The sequence below is a fragment of the Shewanella xiamenensis genome (assembly GCF_014647135.1).
Taxonomy (GTDB): domain Bacteria; phylum Pseudomonadota; class Gammaproteobacteria; order Enterobacterales; family Shewanellaceae; genus Shewanella; species Shewanella xiamenensis.
Genome location: NZ_BMOP01000008.1, coordinates 76,849 through 97,685, shown reverse-complemented (window position 1 = coordinate 97,685; position 20,837 = coordinate 76,849). Strand labels below are relative to the sequence as shown.

At 48.0% G+C, this 20,837-nt stretch carries 18 protein-coding genes; 6 read left to right on the top strand and 12 right to left on the bottom strand.

All coding sequences use genetic code 11. The annotated features are described in order from the left end of the window. Positions 1 to 26 precede the first annotated feature (26 nt). Positions 27 to 1,634 (bottom strand): AbgT family transporter, encoded by a 1,608-nt coding sequence (locus IEY09_RS09520; protein ID WP_229777812.1) that lies wholly within the window; start codon positions 1,632 to 1,634, stop codon positions 27 to 29. A gap of 477 nt (positions 1,635 to 2,111) precedes the next feature. Between IEY09_RS09520 and IEY09_RS09515 the strand changes: the two genes are divergently transcribed. From IEY09_RS09515 to IEY09_RS09505, 3 genes are read left to right on the top strand one after another with little or no spacing between them, the layout of a single operon-like run. Next, positions 2,112 to 2,678: a LemA family protein gene (locus IEY09_RS09515; protein ID WP_037423819.1), complete on the top strand. Its 567-nt coding sequence runs from the start codon at positions 2,112 to 2,114 to the stop codon at positions 2,676 to 2,678. 48 nt (positions 2,679 to 2,726) lie between these two features. After that, positions 2,727 to 3,755: a DUF3137 domain-containing protein gene (locus tag IEY09_RS09510; protein WP_188870845.1), complete on the top strand. Its 1,029-nt coding sequence runs from the start codon at positions 2,727 to 2,729 to the stop codon at positions 3,753 to 3,755. After that, positions 3,755 to 4,477, top strand: coding sequence for a lytic transglycosylase domain-containing protein (locus IEY09_RS09505; protein WP_037423814.1), 723 nt, complete (start codon positions 3,755 to 3,757; stop codon positions 4,475 to 4,477). Before IEY09_RS09510 ends, IEY09_RS09505 begins: the two co-directional genes overlap by 1 nt. 112 nt (positions 4,478 to 4,589) lie before the next feature. Here IEY09_RS09505 and IEY09_RS09500 read toward each other — a convergent pair whose 3' ends face one another. Continuing rightward, entirely contained in the window at positions 4,590 to 5,435 is an 846-nt protein-coding gene (locus tag IEY09_RS09500; RefSeq protein WP_188870843.1) for a 23S rRNA (adenine(2030)-N(6))-methyltransferase RlmJ, read from the bottom strand. Positions 5,436 to 5,586: 151 nt separating this feature from the next. On the opposite strand from IEY09_RS09500, the gene IEY09_RS09495 reads away from it, so the two are divergent. Further along, the gene (locus IEY09_RS09495; protein WP_188870841.1) at positions 5,587 to 6,372 is read left to right on the top strand and encodes a class I SAM-dependent methyltransferase; all 786 of its coding nucleotides are present in this window, start codon (positions 5,587 to 5,589) and stop codon (positions 6,370 to 6,372) included. A 110-nt stretch (positions 6,373 to 6,482) separates the two neighbouring features. Here the strand turns inward: IEY09_RS09495 and cyoE are convergent, their stop codons facing one another. The 6 genes from cyoE to IEY09_RS09465 all read right to left on the bottom strand — a co-directional run bounded on the left by cyoE (position 6,483) and on the right by IEY09_RS09465 (position 11,923). Next, positions 6,483 to 7,415, bottom strand: coding sequence for a heme o synthase (gene cyoE / locus IEY09_RS09490; RefSeq protein WP_188870839.1), 933 nt, complete (start codon positions 7,413 to 7,415; stop codon positions 6,483 to 6,485). Positions 7,416 to 7,428: 13 nt separating this feature from the next. Further along, positions 7,429 to 7,782, bottom strand: coding sequence for a cytochrome o ubiquinol oxidase subunit IV (gene cyoD / locus IEY09_RS09485; protein WP_188870837.1), 354 nt, complete (start codon positions 7,780 to 7,782; stop codon positions 7,429 to 7,431). After that, positions 7,782 to 8,402, bottom strand: coding sequence for a cytochrome o ubiquinol oxidase subunit III (cyoC, locus tag IEY09_RS09480; RefSeq protein WP_037423799.1), 621 nt, complete (start codon positions 8,400 to 8,402; stop codon positions 7,782 to 7,784). The genes cyoD and cyoC overlap by 1 nt, the downstream gene beginning before the upstream one ends. A gap of 1 nt (position 8,403) precedes the next feature. Further along, positions 8,404 to 10,383 carry a cytochrome o ubiquinol oxidase subunit I gene (gene cyoB, locus IEY09_RS09475; RefSeq protein ID WP_188870835.1) on the bottom strand — a complete coding sequence of 660 codons (1,980 nt, stop codon included), beginning with the start codon at positions 10,381 to 10,383 and terminating at the stop codon, positions 8,404 to 8,406. A 2-nt stretch (positions 10,384 to 10,385) separates the two neighbouring features. Then, the gene (cyoA, locus tag IEY09_RS09470; protein WP_188870833.1) at positions 10,386 to 11,414 is read right to left on the bottom strand and encodes a ubiquinol oxidase subunit II; all 1,029 of its coding nucleotides are present in this window, start codon (positions 11,412 to 11,414) and stop codon (positions 10,386 to 10,388) included. Between the two features lie 188 nt (positions 11,415 to 11,602). Next, positions 11,603 to 11,923, bottom strand: coding sequence for a hypothetical protein (locus IEY09_RS09465; RefSeq protein ID WP_050991325.1), 321 nt, complete (start codon positions 11,921 to 11,923; stop codon positions 11,603 to 11,605). A 625-nt stretch (positions 11,924 to 12,548) separates the two neighbouring features. Here IEY09_RS09465 and IEY09_RS09460 point away from each other — a divergent pair. Both IEY09_RS09460 and IEY09_RS09455 read left to right on the top strand, forming a co-directional pair. Further along, complete coding sequence (locus IEY09_RS09460) at positions 12,549 to 16,172, top strand: EAL domain-containing protein (protein WP_373290362.1); 3,624 nt, start codon at positions 12,549 to 12,551, stop codon at positions 16,170 to 16,172. A gap of 74 nt (positions 16,173 to 16,246) precedes the next feature. Next, positions 16,247 to 16,723, top strand: a complete 477-nt coding sequence (locus tag IEY09_RS09455; protein WP_188870831.1) for a cytoplasmic protein — start codon at positions 16,247 to 16,249, stop codon at positions 16,721 to 16,723. Between the two features lie 60 nt (positions 16,724 to 16,783). Here the strand turns inward: IEY09_RS09455 and IEY09_RS09450 are convergent, their stop codons facing one another. The 4 genes from IEY09_RS09450 to IEY09_RS09435 form a co-directional block, all read right to left on the bottom strand. Beyond that, entirely contained in the window at positions 16,784 to 18,289 is a 1,506-nt protein-coding gene (locus IEY09_RS09450) for a DUF3300 domain-containing protein (RefSeq protein ID WP_188870829.1), read from the bottom strand. 149 nt (positions 18,290 to 18,438) lie between these two features. Further along, positions 18,439 to 19,803, bottom strand: a complete 1,365-nt coding sequence (locus IEY09_RS09445; RefSeq protein ID WP_037423781.1) for an ATP-binding protein — start codon at positions 19,801 to 19,803, stop codon at positions 18,439 to 18,441. Beyond that, positions 19,796 to 20,491 (bottom strand): response regulator transcription factor, encoded by a 696-nt coding sequence (locus tag IEY09_RS09440; RefSeq protein ID WP_037423778.1) that lies wholly within the window; start codon positions 20,489 to 20,491, stop codon positions 19,796 to 19,798. Before IEY09_RS09440 ends, IEY09_RS09445 begins: the two co-directional genes overlap by 8 nt. Position 20,492: 1 nt before the next feature. Continuing rightward, positions 20,493 to 20,795, bottom strand: coding sequence for a PepSY domain-containing protein (locus IEY09_RS09435; RefSeq protein WP_037423775.1), 303 nt, complete (start codon positions 20,793 to 20,795; stop codon positions 20,493 to 20,495). Positions 20,796 to 20,837: the final 42 nt, after the last annotated feature.

Sequence of the window (20,837 nt, the reverse complement as noted above, 5' to 3'; positions counted from 1 at the left end):
CAACCTAGCGAAAGTTAAACTCGTGCCTAAGGCGTGTAGTAAGTTGCTGCCCCCGGCCCTACTGGTAAACCAAAACCGAATACCCACAGAAAGAAAAACGCCGTCCAGCCAACGAAAAACACTAAGGTGTACGGCAGCATAGTGGCGATCAGTGTGCCTATGCCGAGGTTTTTTTGATAGCGACAGGCCACTGCTAAAATCAATCCGAAATAACTCATCATTGGCGTGATTAAGTTAGTTACCGAATCCCCAATACGGTAGGCCGCTTGAATGGTTTCGGGCGCATAGCCAACTAACATCAGCATGGGCACAAAAATGGGCGCGGTAATGGCCCACTGTGCTGAAGCACTGCCCAGCATTAGGTTGATAAAACCGCACAGCATAATAAAAAACAGGAACAGGATTGGCCCAGTTAACCCTATGGATTGCAAGGCATCTGCGCCCAGCACGGCTAACACGGCGCCGAGATTACTCCAGTTAAAGAAGGCCACAAATTGTGCCGCAAAGAACACCAGTACTATATACAGTCCCATTGTACTCATACTGTGCGACATGGCATTGATAACGTCTTTATCGTTTTTAATGCTGCCAACGACCTTGCCGTAGACAAAACCCGGGATCGCAAAACAGATAAAGATAAAGGCGACGATGCCTTTGAGGAAGGGTGAGCCCGAAACCAGACCGGTTTTAGGATCGCGCAGTGGTGCACCCTCTGGCACGACTGACAGCGCAAGGATCACCGCCAACACTAGCATTGCTAATCCCGCACACTTGAGGCCGCGTTTTTCCAGCTCAGTGACATTGCCCATGGATTGATGCACGCTTTCATCGGCATCATCTCCCTGATACTTGCCCAGTTTGGGCTCGACAATTTTCTCTGTTACAAAGGCGCCGAGGAAAGTGATCACAAAGGTCGAGACAAACATAAAGTACCAGTTAACCTCAGGGCCGACGTTATAGTCGGGGTCGATCATCCGCGCCGCCGCTTCAGTTATGCCCGATAACAGTGGATCGACAGTACCGAGCAATAGATTTGCGCTGTATCCCCCTGATACTCCTGCAAATGCAGCGGCTAATCCAGCCAACGGATGGCGACCTAAGGAGTGGAAAATCATCGCTGCCATGGGAATTAATACCACATACCCTAGCTCTGCCGCAGTGTTTGACATAATTCCCGCAAACACGATAGTCACTGTCACTAAACGCTTTGATGTTCCCATAACGAGTGCGCGCATGGCGGCGGATAATAGTCCTGAACGCTCGGCGATACCCACACCCAGTAGGGCAACCAGAACCGTGCCCAAGGGGGTAAAACCGGTAAAGTTAGTGACTAAGTTGGACACTATCATCCGCAAGCCTTCGGCATTCATCAGGCTGACCACATGGATAAGTCCATCGGCACCTCGGCCGTGGGCGCCCTCGGGGCGTGGATCGGCCACCGTCAACTCAAAGTAGCCAGCAATGCCAGACACCAGAATCACGGCGACACAAAATAGAGCAAACAGGGTAATAGGGTGTGGCAATAAATTACCTAACCGTTCGACAATATTCAGAAAGCGTACAAACCAGCCACTTGAGCTGATGTCATGTGGGGGCTGTGTCTTTATGGGAATATGATTGGATTTCAAACTCATGCCTTGCCTCTGTCGACCTTTGCTAGCGCATTTTTTATCCGTGAGCTGAATCGATGCGGCGTGACTTGGCTGAGGAGCCTCTCGCTCAAGTGATTGGATTAACGCTAAGGTAAAAGTGAAAAAATTGGCCGAAAAGTATGATGCTTGTGCTTTAAATAAAACTTAAATGTGGCTAGAGCAGTATGTAGGCAGATTTTGGATAAAAAAATGGACTCACGGGGAGTCCAGTATTCACGAGCAAAAAGGTTGCTCTAAACGTTGTGCAAATTAACTATAGCTTAGTTTTTCTGTATCCAAGCTGAATGTTTTCAATCAATTCGGGTTTAATCTTGTCACAAAAAATCTTGGGTCAGAGGCTCTTACCTGTGCAGTAAAAGATAACATTTCATTGCACTAGCTAACGCTTTAGATGAAATTCTTGCTTATTTATGGTTAGCTGTAGCCATTAAAAACAATAATAAACACTAAGGATGGAAGATGGACAAACTGTTACTGGGATTAGCGCTGATTTTTATCGTGACCTATCTTTGGTATGTCAGCCTAGTCAAAAAACGCAATACCGCCCTTGAGGCTCTGTCGGGGATCGATGTGCAGTTGGCTAAACGCGCCGATCTCGTGCCCAATATCCTCAAAATCGCCAAGCGATTTATGGATCATGAAAAGTCATTGCTCACTGAAATTACTGAGCTACGCACGCAATTAACCCGTCATTACAACAAGACTGACCCCAATGCGGTTAAAGAGCATATTGCACAAGCCGAGCAATTAAACGACAAAATGGCTACCTTGATGGTTAATGTTGAAAACTATCCCGAGCTGAAGTCCGACAACACTATGCTTGAAGCCATGCAAACCTATAACGAGGTCGAAGCACATATTTCGGCGGCTCGTCGTTTCTATAACTCAGCGGTATCGGAGTTAAATACAGCCGTTGAAATTTTTCCCGGGTCGATTATTGCGTCAATGGCTAAGATTAAAGTGATGCCATTTTATGAAGTCAGTGAGGCATCTAAAGCACCAATAGACGCCGCAGATTATCTGTAATCTTTAATATTTGCGGGGGCAAAATGCCCCCGTAAAATAACGATCTCAATGAATATACTCACCTTTATCTTAGGTAGTCCCATTAAGGCACAGCGACAGACGGTAAAACTGTCTGCAGAGCCTGCGGATAGGGAGTCGCTGCAACAGTATTATGATTCCCACCTTGCACCGCTTGCTGCCCGTTATGAAACCAAGCGCGTGGCGAGCCTTAAGGCAACACGTCAACGCTTGTATCTCAGTTTAGTGATTGTTGCGAGTCTCGTACTATTAACGATATTGGGACATAGCCGTGGGCTGGTGTTGTTTCCGCTACCAATGATTGCACTACTGTTATTAGGTTTTTGGAGTTTTACCCCGACAAGGCAGTTTACGCGTCAAGTGCAGCAAGAAATCTATCCCATCATGTTTAAGTATTTTGGTGAAGACTTTATCTACAATCGCGAGATGCGCCTTGATATAAATCGGCTCTCGGCGGCAAAAGTCTTACCTCATTACGACAAGGTGAGTTTTGGTGACTATATTCACGGTCAATACAAAGGCGTAGAACTAATCGTCAATGAGTTAACCCTGACCAAAGATGTGCGAGTGGAAGAGTGGGACGGTAATAAACGCAGAACCGTAACCCGCACTGAAACCCGTTTTCGCGGCACTGTGGTCGAGCTCAGTAGTCACAAGCAGTTTATCGGCCATACCGTGGTATTAAAGGATCGTGGCGGATTAGCGAATTTCTTATCCGACAGTCATTCGGGGCTGCAAAGAGTGCGACTAGAAGACCCCTTGTTTGAAAAAGAGTTTGATGTGTTTTCAACAGATCAAATTGAATCACGTTATTTGCTCAACACCGCTTTTATGGAGCGATTACAGCAACTGGCAAAGGTCTTTGCGGGTGATATCCAATGTGCCTTCTTTCGCAACCGGCTGATCCTATTTTTGCCCAATCGTAGGAGTCGTTTCCAAATGCGCTCTATCTTTGATAGTGCGAATTTTTCGACAGAATTTAGCCAGTTAAACCGTGAGATGAAGCAACTCTTTGCTATTATTGAAATACTTAAACTAAACGAATACACGGGACTTTGATGATAGCAATGCACCAACCACCTACTTACCTTAAGTCGATTGCGCTATATGGGCTCGGCTTATTGTTAACTTGGGGGAGCTTTGCAACCGTGTTCGCCGAAGAGGTCAAACCGACTAAGCCGCGCATTGTGGCGCGCTATTCTGACAGTGGCATCGTCAGCGCGGAAGGCCAAGAAAAATTTAAGGTTTATCAATATCAACAGGCCAATGGCGTAACGGTTTTTACCGATAAAGCGCCATCGAGCAGCGATTACCAAATCCTACTGTACGATTGCTTTGCTTGTCGCCCAGACTCGACTATCGATTGGAATGGTATTCGGTTGTTTACCCGTAATTACGAGAGTTTAATCAGCCGTGCGGCCCATAAACATCGGTTAGATCCTGCACTTATCCGTGCGGTTATCCATGCTGAGTCAGCATTTAATGCTAGAGCGATATCCCGCTCGGGGGCTATGGGGTTAATGCAATTGATGCCCGAAACCGCCAAAGAGATGGGTGTGACTAATGCCTTTTTGCCAGAGGAGAATATTCTCGGTGGCAGTAAGTATTTGGCGCAAATGCTAAAACAGTTCAATGGGGATATTGCGCTGGCCTGTGCGGCCTATAATGCTGGGCCTACAACTGTGACTCAGTACAACGGTATTCCGCCCTATCCAGAAACCCAAGCCTACGTAGAACGGGTGCAAATTCTGCTCAAGCGTTACCGCAGTACTAAGGTATAAGGTTCGCTGTAACTATCGATATTCTGCTTTAACAACATAGTGCAGCGGGACAAGTAAAGTATCTGCTGCGCTATGTTGTAGCCTCATAATGTTGAAGCCAATCTGGCAGAGCTTATTCGCCAACTTCCCATTTTACGCTGACATGACCATCTGCTTGGCCGAGGGTTTTACCTAAGTAATCGAGCATTTCGGTAGCAATTTCATCCAGTTGCCAAGGTGGATTGATCACCCATAGTCCAGCGGCTGTCATGCCAAACTCATTAGAGTCGGGCTTGATGGCTTGCTCGATACGTAGTTGGCGCTTAATACCGCTAGTGGCTAAGCGGGAGAGCATTTCTTCTGTTTGCGCGCGGTTGACTACCGGATACCAGAGCATAAATACGCCCGTGGCAAAGCGTTTGTGCGCCTTGATTAACGTGTCGGCCACTGTTTGATAGTCGGTCTTAATCTCATAACTGGGGTCAACAAGTACCAGTGCGCGGCGCTCTAGTGGCGGTACTGCGGCAATCAGCCCTTTTAAGCCATCGCCTTTAATCACTTTAACTTGCTTATCTTGTTCGAAATACTCATCCAGTAGCAGATGATCGGTACCGTGCAGCTCGTGTAGCAGCATACGATCCTTTGGCCCAAGATCCATATCGATAAAGGCTGGCGAACCTGGGTAAAAGTTCAGTTCTTCTGGATTGTCTTCATTAAAATGACGCACCGCATCTATATAATCTTGCAAGGATTTGGGCAGATCGGTTTTGTCCCACAGTTTTGCTACCCCGTCGAGATATTCACCTGTCTTTTGGGCAAACTCATCCGTTAATGCATAACCACCGGCACCCGCATGGGTATCGATATAGACTAAGGGTTTGTCTTTCTTATGCATTAACTGCAAAGTTTGCAGCAAAATAGCGTGTTTCAGCACATCGGCATAATTGCCGGCGTGATAACCGTGGCGGTAACTTAACATCGGATCTTCCAAGGTGAGCAGTACAGGTGAGATACCCGCATTCAATGAGGCAATTATAGGGACAATACTCCTTGGGGTAAATTAGCCACACTAAGTGCTGCCCCGAATTCGCCATGCAAGAGAGTATTCAGCTCTGCTTGCTTTTGGCATAATGGCGGCAATTTCTACCTGTCAAACAGTGATCCCTTTGTCTATTCCAGTCTTTTTTAATCAGCAATTTCCAACACTTGTGGACATTTGTGCCCGCTGGCAACTGGTTTTTGATGTCGATGCGCCATTTGAATTGCGTTTTGAATCAGACACCTTGACGCTACATAAGCGTGATGAGCCTAAGCTCGATGGCATAGTGGTGGATTTTGTGACAGGCGCGGTCGCCCATAGACGCAAGTTTGGTGGCGGTCGTGGTCAGTCGATTGCCAAGGCTGTTGGGTTAAAGCAGGGCGTTACGCCAAAAGTGGTCGATGGTACTGCGGGCCTCGGCCGCGATGCCTTTGTGCTGGCAAGTTTAGGCTGCACTGTGACTATGGTAGAGCGCCATCCTGTGGTGGCCGCATTATTAGAAGACGGTCTACGCCGCGCCTATCAAGATGCCGAAATCGGCGACTGGATGCGTGAACGTATGCAGCTTTTCCATGGTTCCAGCCTCGAAGCACTCGCAAAATTGGAGCAAGAAGTTGATGTCGTCTACCTCGACCCTATGTACCCCCACCGTGACAAATCAGCCTTAGTAAAAAAAGAAATGCGGGTCTTCCAAACCTTAGTCGGCGCGGATCTTGATGCAGACGGTTTGCTCGCCCCCGCCATGGCCTTAGCCAGTAAGCGTGTAGTGGTGAAGCGCCCCGATTATGCCGAAGACCTCGCCGGCGTTAAGCCCAGCATGGTTATCGAAACTAAGAAAAACCGTTTCGATGTCTATATAAAATCGGCAATGAAGTAGTGCTCGTCATCCATTTTTTAACGCCCTTTTGTCCCTTAGTTATTGAGGATTAAGGCAATAAAAAAGCGCTAACCTAGGTTAGCGCTTTTGTTTTTGAATAAAGGTTATGTTTATCGCACTAAGGTAAACAGTGGGGTTTGACTGACCGCTTGAAAATCCAGCGCCATGGTTACACTGAGTGCTGTGATGGTAATAATTGAAAAACCAAACACTTGTCTGGCCCAACGTGGCATATCCACATCTTGACGATAACCTTTGAGGGCCATAGTTAGCCACCAGAGGCTGGTGGCACAGGTCACGGCCATAAAGGCGGTGCCTGTGTAACCTGCGAGTGGCAGCATAGTGCTGACCAAGGCGAACACTGCGATATAGAGCACTATATGGTGCTTCGCCTTGGCCATCCCTTCGGCGACTGGCAGCACGGGGATCTTCGCGGCTGCATAGTCATTAAAGCGGAAAATCGCGATGGCGTAGGAGTGTGGCATCTGCCAGAGGCTGAACATCAGCAATAAAATCACTGCGCCCATATCCATTTGCCCCGTCACACTGCAATAGCCCACCACGGGCGGTACTGCGCCCGAAAAGCTGCCGACTAAGGTGCCGTAAACCGAGTTTCGCTTCATATAGAGGCTATAAATCCCGACATAAACGACATAGCCAATGGCGGCAAACAGTAGGGCTAAGGCATTGGTGAACATGGCTAAGATGCCAAATCCAAGCACGCCTAAGGCGATGCCAAACAGCAAGACATGGCTTAGGGGGATTTCGCCCGTGACGGTGACGCGTTTGCAGGTGCGCTGCATTTTGGCGTCAATGTCACGGTCAATACAGTTATTAATCGCACAGCCTGAGGCGACGACTAAGGATAATCCCACTAAGCTTGCCAGCATCAAGACCAGATCCACATCGCCCTTAGCGGCCAATAGGAAGCCGCCAGCAACGGAAATCAGATTCCCGAAAATGATGCCAGGCTTAGTTACCTGTACATACCCTTTGAAGCGTGCTTTCCATTGCGTCGATGTCAATCTAGCTTGTGTGTTCATTTGCTGTGTCTCGTTACATCATCAAAGCGTTAGCTTCGAGAATGATCCATACCGACAAACCAACCACCATCACGATGATCAGTGCGGTAAATAGGAAGGAGAAGGTGTTGATCTTGCCTTCCTTAGAGAAGTCCAAGTGCAGGAAGTACTTAAGGTGTACCAAAATCTGCACCAGTGCCGTGACAATAACGATGGCAAGCGTCGTCGATTGCTCGAAGTGATGGGTCATTACCGCCCAGAATGGGATGGCAGTTAACACCACTGACAGTACAAAACCGACTAAGTAGGACTTGATGCTGGAGGCCAGATCGTCTGCGCCATGGCTATGATCATGGCTATTATGCTGGGATTGAGTATGTGCGCCCATTACAGTGCTCCCAATAAGTACACAACGGTGAATACGCAAATCCACACGATGTCGAGGAAATGCCAGAACAAGCTTAAGCAGCTCAGGCGAGTGATACTGCGGTTGCCTAAGCCCGTTTTGGCGACTTCAATCATCATGATTGCCATCCAAATTAACCCTGCGGTCACGTGCAAGCCGTGCATGCCCACTAAGGTGAAGAAAGATGACAGGAAGGCGCTGCGTTGTGGGCCGTTGCCATGTTCGATCAGGTGATGGAACTCATAGACTTCCATGCCGATAAACATACAGCCCAGTGCAAAGGTAATGGCTAACCAAGTGAGGGTCGCCGCTTTGTTGTGGCGCTTAGCGAAAATCAACGCGAAGCCATAGGTAATACTACTGAGCAGCAGGGCTGCGGTTTCGATCAGCACAAAGTCCAGTTCGAAAATGTCTTTACCCGATACACCGCCGTCGGTGTTCATATAGAGCACGGCGTAGGTGGCGAATACCGATGCAAACAGGATGCAGTCGGTCATCAGGTAGAGCCAAAAACCAAACAGGGTGTTGCCACCCGTATCATGGTGCTCGTGGTGCTCCTCGGCGTGAGCAACGTCTAAATCAGCTGGGATTGCAACACTCATATCAGCCCCTTACTACATTGTTTAAGTGAGCATTTTCAATGCGTGCCACTTCATCGGGTTGAACGTAATAGTCAACATCGTTGTTATAAGCACGGAATAAGAACACGATAAACGCGCCCACCATGCCCACAATCGCGAGCCACAGAATGTGCCAAATCGCAGCAAAACCAGCGGCAGTAATGCCCAGCGCCATTAAGATCCCGCTCGGAGTATTTTTCGGCATATTGATTGGCTGATAGTGTTTGAGGCGTTGATACGCTGTGCCTTTTTCCTTGGCATCGGTAAAGGCATCGATATCAGACACTTGTGGCAACTTAGCAAAGTTGTAGAACTGTGGTGGTGAGGCGGTTGACCATTCCAGCGTGTGGCCATTCCATGGGTCGCCCGTGGTGTCACGGTTTTGGTCGCGGTCACGGATACTCACGTACAGTTGCACGAATTGCAGAATGATACCGACCATGATGATGCAAGCACCCACGGCAGCGATATAGATCCACAGGTTCCATGCTGGGTTATCAATATGGTTGATACGGCGAGTCATACCCATAAAACCGAGTACATACAGCGGCATAAAGGCCACATAGAAACCAATTTGCCAGCACCAGAATGACGCTTTACCTAAACGCTCATTTAAGTGGAAACCAGTCGCTTTCGGGAACCAGTAAGCAAAACCAGCTAAGTAACCAAACACGGCACCACCGATAATGGTGTTATGGAAGTGAGCGATCAGGAACAAGCTGTTGTGCAGCACGTAGTCGGCACCAGGTACGGCCAATAACACGCCCGTCATACCACCAATGGTGAAAGTCACCATAAAGCCTAAGGTCCACAGCACTGGCACTGTTAAGCGCAGGCGGCCGCGGTAAATGGTGAACAACCAGTTAAACAGTTTTACCCCAGTAGGAACTGCAATCACCATGGTCATCACGCCGAAGAAGGCGTTGACGTTGGCGCTAGAGCCCATGGTAAAGAAGTGGTGTAACCACACGATAAAACCGAGGATCGAGATCGCGCCACTGGCCCATACCATGGAGGAATAGCCGAACAGACGCTTAGAGGTAAAGGTTGAAATCACATCCGAGAAGATACCGAACGCAGGTAAAATCAGGATGTACACTTCAGGGTGACCCCAGGCCCAGAACAGGTTGATATACATCATGGCGTTACCACCACCATCATTGGTGAAGAAGTGGAAACCCATGTAGCGATCGAGTGTTAACAGCGCTAAAACCGCGGTCAGGATCGGGAACGACGCCACGATCAGGATGTTGGCCCAAGTACAAGTCCAAGTGAAGATGGGCATTTGCATCAGCTTCATGCCAGGAGCGCGCATCTTAAGCACGGTCGCGATAAAGTTAACCCCAGTTAAGGTTGTCCCTATCCCCGAAATCTGCAGCGCCCAGATATAGTAATCAACCCCAACCCCCGGACTGTAAGCCAGCTCAGACAACGGCGGGTAAGCTACCCAACCGGTACGGGCGAATTCACCTAAACCTAATGAAATATTGATCAGCACGGCACCAGACGCGGTTAGCCAGAAGCTGAGGTTGTTCAAGAAGGGGAAGGCAACGTCGCGGGCACCGATTTGCAGTGGCAGCACTAAGTTCATTAGACCGATCATAAATGGCATCGCCATAAAGATAATCATGATCACGCCGTGGGCAGTGAAGATTTGGTCGTAATGTTCAGGCGGCAGATAACCTGCGGCGCCATTGGTGGCCAGTGCCTGTTGGGTACGCATCATGATGGCGTCGGAGAAACCGCGGATCAGCATGATGAAGGCAAGCACTATGTACATGATACCGAGGCGTTTATGGTCAACCGAGGTTAACCAGTCGTGCCAAAGCACGCCCCATTTTTTGTGTTTAGTGATCAAGGCTGCGACGTACAGGCCTATCACGGCAACAACCGCAAGGGTCACCATGATGATAGGCTCATGATACGGGATCGCATCTACGCTTAATTTACCGAGAAAAGACATGATTACTCCGCCTCCACTGGGTGAGTGGATGAGTGTTCTGTTGATGAAGTGTCAGAATGGGTTGAGCTTTCCATGTCGGCCATCTTCTGTTCGCTCGCCATATGTGCCATATCGTGGTGCATGCCAGCCATATTGTGGTCGGCACTCATGTGTTCCATACCTTCATGGCCTGCCATGTGCTCGTTTGAGTCCATGTGCATGTATTGCATAACGATTTGATCGAACATGCCGTGACTCACTGAGCCAAAGTATTCAACAGGATTGTTTTCACTCTTCTGTGCTAAGGCTTGATAAGTCGCAGAGTCTAAGGTCTTAGTCGCCTGTTGTTTTGCCTTGGCAACCCAAGCATCGAAGTCGGCGGCCGTTGGCGTGGCAATGGCTTTAAACTTCATGCCGGCAAAACCTGCGCCGCTATAGTTGGCGGAAATACCATCATAGGTACCGGGTTCGTTGGCAATCAGGTGCAACTTAGTCGTCATCCCAGCCATTGAGTAGATTTGGCTACCTAACTGCGGGATAAAGAAAGAGTTCATGGCGGTATCAGAGGTGATCTTAAAGTTCACCGGTACGTTCGCTGGGAAAGCCAGTTCGTTTACCGATGCAACACCTTGTTCTGGATAGATAAACAACCATTTCCAGTCCATAGAAACCACTTCAACCGTAATCGGCTTGGCCTGGTGTTCGAGTGGTTTGTAAGGGTCGAGATCATGGGTCGAGCCCCAGGTAATCACCCCTAGAATCACGACGATTACTATCGGCACAATCCAAACCACGGTTTCAATCGCGCTTGAATGGGACCATTTAGGGGCGTAAACCTCCTGATCTCGGCCATCACGGTATTTCCATGCGAAGAACAAGGTCATAAAGATCACGGGGATAACCACAATCAGCATGAGTAGGGTAGCGATGATGATCAGGTGCTTTTCATCGGCACCGATCTGGCCCTTGGGATCCAATACGCCGCCATCACAGCCTGCGAGCATCAGGGCAAGCGCCGCGAATGCTACTTTACTTAAATTTCGAATTAACAAAGGAAGATTCCTCTAACCCTAAGGTTTACAACTCTGCCCTGAGAGATTGGCAGTAGCATTGAGCGGCGTTATCCGAAGGCAAATCCGAAAGTGGCTCGAGCGCGGCACAAAAATGCCTGCCACCCCAATGCAAGATCGAGGATCGACTTTCAGCGCTTAATGCTAAATTTGAATTTTAAAACAGAGGGTTACAATGGTGGGGCGCGACAACCGTGCGCAAGATGCTCGAGGGATTTTAGCCTTGGGGGTGCTAAAAACAGGGCAGCATTAGTTAAATCTAAGCTGTTGAAAAACTTGAAGCCATTGTCGAACAAATTCCACAATTGCTTAATAATCTGGGGATTGAGCAGCAAAATGCTCAGCAGCGTGGCGCCGAAGAACTCGATTAAAAAGCCATCACTTAGGGTGATTAATTCGCCAATATCGATGCAGCCGCCGACCATCACTGACACTAAGTCAGCTGCGGGCAGCACAAACAGTAACCCAAAAAGCAGGGCTAAGTTTGTCATACTGAAGTGGGAGAACCTCGCAACGAGATTCAATCCTTCAGCGCAAAATTGGCTGAGTGCGAATTTCAATTAACAGGTCCGGCGTTGAGCGAGAAGAATTGTTGGCTGAATAAAAATTCAAGCTGCAACTTTTTTGTGCGGGCGGGAGGATAACAAGAAGCGGGGATTGATTGAAAGTAGATCTAGGTCACAAAAGGGCTTTTGCATTAAAAAAACCTTAATTAAAACCATAATTAAACATGATGGTTACATATTTAACTAAAAACAAACTGATTTCACTCACATTCTGTGTGGAAAATGTGATGGCGATATGTAAATGTCTTGGCTTTACTGTGAGTCGTTTAGCGCGCTTATTTGCCGAGTTGGTTGTTTATAGTTTCTGATTTTAGTGATGCCTTGCCGATATTCAATGCTGAATCCTACAATAAAGCGTAGCTATCACCCTAGGGTGTTTTGTGGCAGTTTAACTGGTTAGATAGCGTAAAAATAATTTTTACATCATGGTACCGCTTTGGCTTTCAACTCCCAATGAGCTAACGGTTTGACTACTCTTGAGATTGATTTGCAGATTAAGGCATTATGGGCCCATTCTGATTATCAACCCAATTACTACAAGGGATTAAATATCAACGCATTTGCGCACTATTTTAAGGTCAATTTATTCATAGCCTTAGCCTACTTTATTGTCGGTAAAATGGGTTTGATGATTGCCTTACCTCCCGGATATTCTGCGGCAATTTGGCCCGCGGCAGGGATAGCAATCGCTGCTTGTCTTTTATGGAAAGCATATGCGCCTTGGATTGGGGTTTTTATAGGGGCATTGCTGATTAATATTAATATTGGTGGGCAACTACATCTCGGTTGGTTGCCCATCAGTATTGCCTTGGGCACGTTACTACAGACCATTATATCTGCTCGAATTATTCGATACATCGATCCTTTACTGACCTTTGATAAACCAGAAACTGTTATTAAATCAATGATTAGTCTCAGTGCTGGTTGTATTATTGCCTCTCTATTGGGTAATGCTGCACTTGCAGTTTACGGCATGATTCCAAGTTCGGATCTCGTTACCAGTATGCTCAATTGGTGGATGGGCGATTTCCTTGGAGCGGTCATTTTTATCCCGCTAACCATATTAGTGTTTGATAGGCGACCCATTTGGCGCTCAAGGCGGATTCAAACAGGACTACCTTTGGTGATTGGTTTTTTACTTTGCGTGGGGATTTATTATTACGCAGATATGAACCAGCGGCAGCAACTGCAGGATAAGTTTCAAATTCAATCCAATGCGATTATCAGTAGTGTGGAAACTTTTCAGGGAACCAATCTACAACAATTAGTTGCCCTTGCCAGCCTGTTTGATAACAGTGAAATAGTCACGGAAGATGAATTTATTCAGTTCGGTAAACGTAATCGACTCCAATTAGATGGCTTTAAGGCTTGGGCTTGGTCACCATTGGTTGCGGCGAGCGATAAACAGAGTTTTGAGTCTGCAACCACAGCTGAGCTGGGACAACCTTTCAATATCAAATATTTAGAGGGGGGCAAACCAAACGCCGACGGCTGGCTTGTGCCTGTTAAGTATGTGCAACCTATGTATAGCAGTCGCGCCGTACTTGGATTAGATCTCAACAGCGAGTCTGCGAGGGCGGCAGCCATAGCAAAAGGGAGATCAACGCTTGCGCCGGTGATCACAGGCAAAATCCAATTAGCTGAAGATCCTCATGGCCTTGGAGGCACGCTACTATTGGTGCCTTCTTTCGATCGCGTCGGTAACATTAAAGGATTTTGTTCGGCGGTGATCGATATCCAAAGCATCATCAATAAAGTCGAACAGGTAAAAGGTTTGCATTGGCGGCTAATGGATATGAGTGCTGATGGAGCCTTGCTCTATGCGAATAGTCAGAAAGAATTTCCTACCTTTTCTGGTAAGTTACATAGCGATAAAACAGGCCAATACTATCAGGCCCACTTAACGCTTGCCGATAGGCAATGGCATATTGTGATTTACGAGTCGTATGCTCAACTGATGGGTGAATCTTACAGTCTGTCACTGTTGCTATTACTTTTAGCCTTTATCACCTGTGCCGTTGTGAGTGGTGTGACATTAATCTCTTCCGGTGAGCGTCATCGGATTGAGGATAAAGTGGCAGAAAAAACTATGGCACTTTCGAAGGAGATTGCGCGTAATCAAGCATTTCAAGCCACCCTCGTCGAGAGCGAAGAAAAATACCGTAACCTATTCGATAAGGCACCCGTTGGCCATGTGTTAAAACGTCTTGAGGATGGGCACTTTGTCGCCATTAACCAAGCATTTACTGAAATTACGGGCTACACACTAGAGGAGCTTCAGGCGCTTGATCCTTGGGATCTTACCCCGATTCGTTACCAAGTGACTGAGGCTGAGCAGCTCGAACGCCTCAAGCAAACACACCGTTATGGTCCTTACCAAAAGCACTATCGCCATAAAAATGGGCAGTTGGTCGCCGTCAGGTTAAATGGTTCCTTAGTGACGGCGGCCAATGGTGAGCCGCTCATCCTGTTTGTTGTGGAAGATATTACCGAGCAAGAACGCACCGTTGCTCGGGTAAACCTGTTGGCGCAGGTATTCCAGCAAAGTGGGGAAGGTATCACTATTATCGATGCCAATGATGTCATCGTGGATGTTAATAGCGCCTTTAGCCAAATTACTGGTTACTCAAGGGATGAAATCATAGGTAAAAACTGTCGTTTTATTGAAGCCGCTCGAACCGATAAAAACATTGATGCTCAAGTGCGAGCTGCGCTTGAGCAAACGGGGTTTTGGCAAGGAGAAGTGTGGGATCGCCACAAAGATGGCTATGATTTCCCGAAATGGCTGATGATGTCTGTGGTTCGCGACGAAACTGGGGCAATCAGCCATTACATCGGCAGTTTTACCGATATCAGCGAACGCAAAGTTAATGAGGAACGCATTCACTTCTTAGCGCATCATGATTCCTTAACTTTGCTACCGAATCGTTTGAGTCTGCAATCGCGTTTGGAGATGGTTTTTCAGGAGGCTTTTGTCAGCCAAACCCAGATTGCCGTAATGTTTATCGATATGGATCATTTCAAAAATATTAACGACACCCTGGGACATCATGTCGGCGACATGTTGTTGCTCGAAGTGGCGCGGCGCTTAAAGAGTATTGTAAGCAGTGACGATATCGTCGCGCGCTTAGGCGGTGATGAATTTGTCGTGGTGTTGTCCGATACGGATCACGATAGCGTCGCTAAGGTGGCGGAAGCCTTGCGCAGCGGTCTGAATCAAGTCTACATCATAGATAACAAGCCCTTACATTCATCACCTAGCATAGGCATCAGCCTGTTCCCAACCGATGGTGACAGTGTTGAGGCATTGATGAAAAATGCCGATATGGCCATGTACCGCGCCAAGGCGGCGGGGCGAAACAACTATCAGTTTTTCACCGCTGCAATGAATACCTTAGTGACTGAGCGCCAGCAAATTGAAACTGGGCTCAGGCAAGCCATTGCCCGTGATGAGTTACTGCTGCATTATCAGCCGCAGATCGATATCAACACCGGACAAATGGTGAGTGTTGAGGCGTTGATCCGCTGGCAACATCCTGAATTGGGATTGGTTGCTCCCGATCGCTTTATTCCTATTGCCGAAGAGATCGACATGATTATCCCCATCGGCCAATGGGTATTAGAGCAAGCACTAGCACAACTGGCGCAGTGGCGTAAAAAGGGCGCGAAAGACTTGCGAATGGCGGTTAATCTGTCGGCGCATCAACTGCGTAAAGAGACCATAGTTGCTGATATTATCAATGTGTTAGCTCAATATGATCTTGGCAAGGGAGCATTGGAGCTTGAGATCACTGAAAGTGTCGCCATGCAGTATCCTGAGCAAAATGCCAAGTTGCTGGCCGAGTTGCGTCAATATGGGATTGAATTGGCAATTGATGATTTTGGCACCGGCTATTCGTCACTCTCGTACTTGAAGTTGCTGCCCTTAGATCGGCTTAAGCTCGACCGTTCCTTTGTCAAGGATATTGAAAATGATCCAAACGATGCCGCCATCAGCGCGGCCACGATTTCGATGTCCCATGAGTTAGGGTTAACCGTGGTGGCTGAAGGAGTGGAAAACGAGGCACAACTGGTGTTGCTCTCGAGCATGGGTTGCGATCTGGTGCAGGGATATTATTTCAGTAAACCCTTATCTGCCGATGATTGTTTACGTTTTATTGAACGCAATTTTTAGGCCGTTTTTTATCCATTTAGCACTATACTTGAGTCAGTCTGGCGATAGGACATGGATACATTAAGGACAGCGCTATGCAAGTTATCTTCACTAAAGGTTCGACCCGTTACGCTCAATTACGTTGTGTTCGCATGGATGGTAGTGCCACACAAACTCAGATGCCTGAGCAGGGGATTGCTCCCCACGATATGATTCACTACGTCGTTGAAAAACGCCTGCGGATTCAAGGCGCTTTTTTCGCGCAAATACGTGCTGGTGCCGATATCAATTTCACCCTTGAGCATAACGAAGCTTCTTTAGCGGTTGCTGATAAAACCGAAATTTGGCAAACCGAATCGATCGTCGAAGCATTGCAATCTCTGCTATGGTCTGCTGATACGCCTAGCTATGCGGGATTTATCTATTTACTCGAGCAGGCCTGTAGTAACCGTAAATTAGCCGTACCTGAGATTTCACAATCTGACTTTGAACATATTATCAATGAGATAATGGAGCTTACTATCGAGTGGCAAGGTATGGGAGAAGGCCAGTCCTTGACCCTAAAGTTTTAACGACTGAGTTATCAAAAAGAGCGCGAATCTTCGCGCTCTTTTGCTATATTTGATCTTTGCTTATTCCCGGTGGCGACGTTCTTGGCTCTGAGTTGAGCGGCCTTGATTACGCTCCACACTGCGTGATGCTTGCATATTTTGGCGGGGTTCGCTCTGCCTTACTCTCGTCTCTTCCCGTTGTCTTGGCTGTGCTTGACGGGGTTGCTCGATACGTTGTGGTTCGGCGCGTCTTACCTCGGGGCGAGCTTCCTGTCTTTGTGGCTGAGAGCGAGTCTCGACGTTACGCGGCTGCTGGTCTCGACTCTGGTACTGCCTTTGTGAGATATCCTTAGCTTGTTCCCGCGATGCCTTAGCCTGCATTTGCCTTACCTGATTATCATTGCGGGCATTGTCGTTACGCTCTTTTTGGTAACCTTCCCTTTTGGTTTGCGCCGAGTTCGTCGGTGCCACGCGGCGCTCTTTTAACTCGGCTTGAGTATTCTGAAAGCTGGGCGCCCGCTCGCGGCTATAGTTATTGTCGCGGCTTAAGTTATTGCCTCTATCCTTATCATGGCTTTTATCATAGCCCTTGCTGTCTCGGTTATAACGTGTGTCTTGGTGTTCCCTTGATTTCGAGTACTGGCTGGTAAAGTGCTGGCTGCTGCCACTGGAGTGGGAGTCGCGGCCACGGAACTTGCTGTCAGCGTAGTAGCGCTCTTTTACCACGGGATTATGGTAAACCACGCCGCGTCTGTGCTCGGGTTTATGCTTCCAAGGTTGAGCACCATGACTGACCGAATATCTTTCCCGTGGACGATAATGGTGGGAGTGATGGTGATCTATCACGACGACTTTATGGCGATGCCAATGAAATGAGCTAAAGAAGTAGTTAAAGGAAATATGGATACCAGGCGACCAGTAAAAGTAGCTATGGCTTGGGCGGTAAGGGTAGCCAACATAGCCGCCAAACTCCCAATATACTGGCGGATAGGCCACGCCCCAACGCCAAGTACCGTAAACTACGCGGGGGTCATAATAGGGCACATATACCACTTCGCGGCGTACAGGCTCGATGATGATCTGGTTATTGGCGCGAGTTACCGCCATATTCTCCATACTGGCTAAACTGTTGGCTTTATCCGCCTGTTGTCTGAGTGATTGAATACCGTCCATCACTTGCGCCTCATCGGCCAAGAAGGCTTCGCCAAGCCTTTGGGTCCAATCCAAATCTTCGCTCATTTTCTGTAAGACATTGGGGAAAGCCATTAGTGCTTTAACACTCGGGTCCCAGTCCTTGTCTTCGGTGCGAGACATCACTTGATCAGTCGACAACTTAGGATGATCTTCCAACCAACGTTGCGCTTGTACTACTTCGAGTGGATAGGTTGAGGCGATCAAAATATGGCTCAACAAACTATCGGGATAGAGGGCAATGGGCGCAAGCATCTGCTCGAGTTCGGCTTGGCTCAGTGAAGCACTTGAACCTTGGCTAACGGATACGCCCGCAGCTTGCGTCGGCGCGGTGAAAGGCAGAGCAACTAAAGCCGCCGATAACACTAGCCATTTCCATCGATATAATCTGTTCATGGTTCGCTCCAATAATCCTATTTGCGGATGTTATTGGCATCATAGGCGCGTGAATATGAACATAAGCTGAAAGTATATTGTGCGGCAAAAGCGTGTTGTAGATTTATTTTCTTACCAATAAAACGATATATGGCATTGAAAATAAAAGATTAAGCAGAATGGGTAAAGTTAACGGTAAACTTGGCTCCGCCTAAATTTTCTGAGCGGGAAACAGAAATTCGACCGTTATAGCTATCCACTAAATCGCGGACAATCGCTAAACCTATGCCGTTACCTTGATGATAGGAATCGGCGCGGATCCCGCGCTCAAAGATTTGCGTTTGCAGGGTTTCGCTGATCCCTGGGCCGTCATCTTCGATACAAAGTTGCAATTGATAAGCATCGCCAGTGACGGTTAATTTGACCGTTGATTTAGCGGCTTTGCAGGCGTTGTCGAGTAAGTTACCTAAAATCTCGGTGAGATCGGCTTCATCGCCCTTAAAAACCGCTTGTTCAGCGATTTCGCCACCGAGGTTAATTTGCGGTTCTCGATAAATCTTGGCTAAGGTGCGTAGCAGTTTATTGGCCACCTCATCAACCTTAATCCCTAAATGCCATGAGGCGGCCGCCGCAGTTTGGGCGCGTTTAAGCTGGTGGCTGATGATGCGACTGATGTTCGACACTTGCTCACTCGAGGCTTCACTTAAATCCACCTGACTTTTAATCACCGCCAGTGGTGTTTTGAGACTATGAGCTAAATCCGCAAGGGCGTTGCGGTAGCGCTTACGCTGGGTTTGTTCGGTATTGAGCAAGATATTGAGCTGCCTCGCCACCGCTTGTAACTCGCTGGGGTACTGGCTGCTCAGCTGGGTTGATTTACCCTGTTCCACATCATGCAGCTCTTGGGTAAAGCGTGCCAGTGGTCTAATGGTCCAAATCAACCAACTCAGCTGAAATATCAGCATCACGAGAATTAAGATCAGTAACCAAGTCCAAAGCTGTTGATTAAATTGAGCTATCTGCTGCTGAAATTCATGTTCATCTTTAATGATATGGATAGTCACTGGCACATTTTCATTCAGGCTGGCAAAGCTCACACTAAAGCTATAGATAAGGTGTGGCGCGCCCGCGAGGTCGATTTGCTCAAAGGCACTTTGGCCCGTTGGCGGAATGGTGAACTGTGCTGGTGGCGTGATGCCCATAAAGGATTGCGAATGCCAGACGATGCTCTGTTTATGCTCCGCATCTTCGGTGGTGGCTATGGCATAAAGCCCTGATTGAATAAGGTTAAAGCGGTTCTCGAGCACTAATTCAGGGATAAAAATCCGTTTATTTTCGACTTCAGTCACCGCTAATACTGAATATACATAGGCACTTAGCTCATTTTTAGCGGCACTCTTTACCTGTTCAGCAAAGGCGTCATTGAGGGCGACCCCAATCAGCGGCAGCAGCACTAATATAAACAACAGCGCACTGAGGACGAGCCGAGTCTTTAAGGAGTTGAGCAACTGCCAGGCAAGCGCGCGCTTACTCATCAGTACCTTGCTCAGGAGCAATGACTCTTAAACGATAGCCCTGCCCGCGCAGGGTTTCGATCAAATTGTATTGGTTATCGGGGTCGAGCTTTTTGCGTAAACGGCGGATAAAGACTTCGATGACGTTAGAGTCGAGGTCAAAATCCTGATCATAGATATGTTCGGTGAGTGCTGTTTTAGATTTCACTTCGCCTTGATGCAGCATAAAGATCTCAAATAGCTTGTATTCAGAGCCGCTTAGCGTGACGAGTTCGTCCCCTTTGCGGACCTCTAAGCTACTGGTATTTAAACTAAAGGGGCCGTTAGTGATGATTGGGCTTGCCTTACCTGCCGAGCGGCGGATCAAGGCTTTGAGCCGAGCCACTAATTCTTCGGGATGAAAGGGCTTAGTGAGATAATCGTCGGCACCAGCATCGAGGCCTTCGACTTTATCTTGCCAGCTGTCGCGCGCGGTTAAAATTAAGATCGGGAAAGCGCGCTCTTTTTGGCGAATGCGGCGGATAAGGCTAATACCGTCGAGTTTAGGTAAACCGACATCGATAATGGCGGCGTCATAGTTATATTCAACGGCTTGAAACAAGCCTTCTTCACCGTCGCTGGCGACATCAATGCTGTAATGGGCATCGAGCAAGTGTTGTTTTAAGTTGGCTTGCAGTGCTAAGTCGTCTTCAACGAGTAAGAGTCGCATATTAATTCCTCGACACGCGTCCTGTGGCGGCATCCACCGAAACTGAAAAAACCTGGCCATCATTATTGAGGATTTTGACGCGATAGCCTGAGCCGCTCGACTGCACGCTGAGCACTTTGCCTCGATATTGACGCTGCGCCATAGCCACGGCTTGGTCTGGACTATTCACCACAAGGCGGCGCTGCTCATTCTTAACGCCTTGGTCGCGCGATTGATTGCGATCATCGTGTTTATCATTGCCCGCTATGCAGCCAAAGGAGGCACATAAACAAGCGACTAGGGTCAGTGTCAAACCAAGTTTCATATCTGTTACCCGTACAGGTTCGGCGATCTTAAGTAAGTGGCG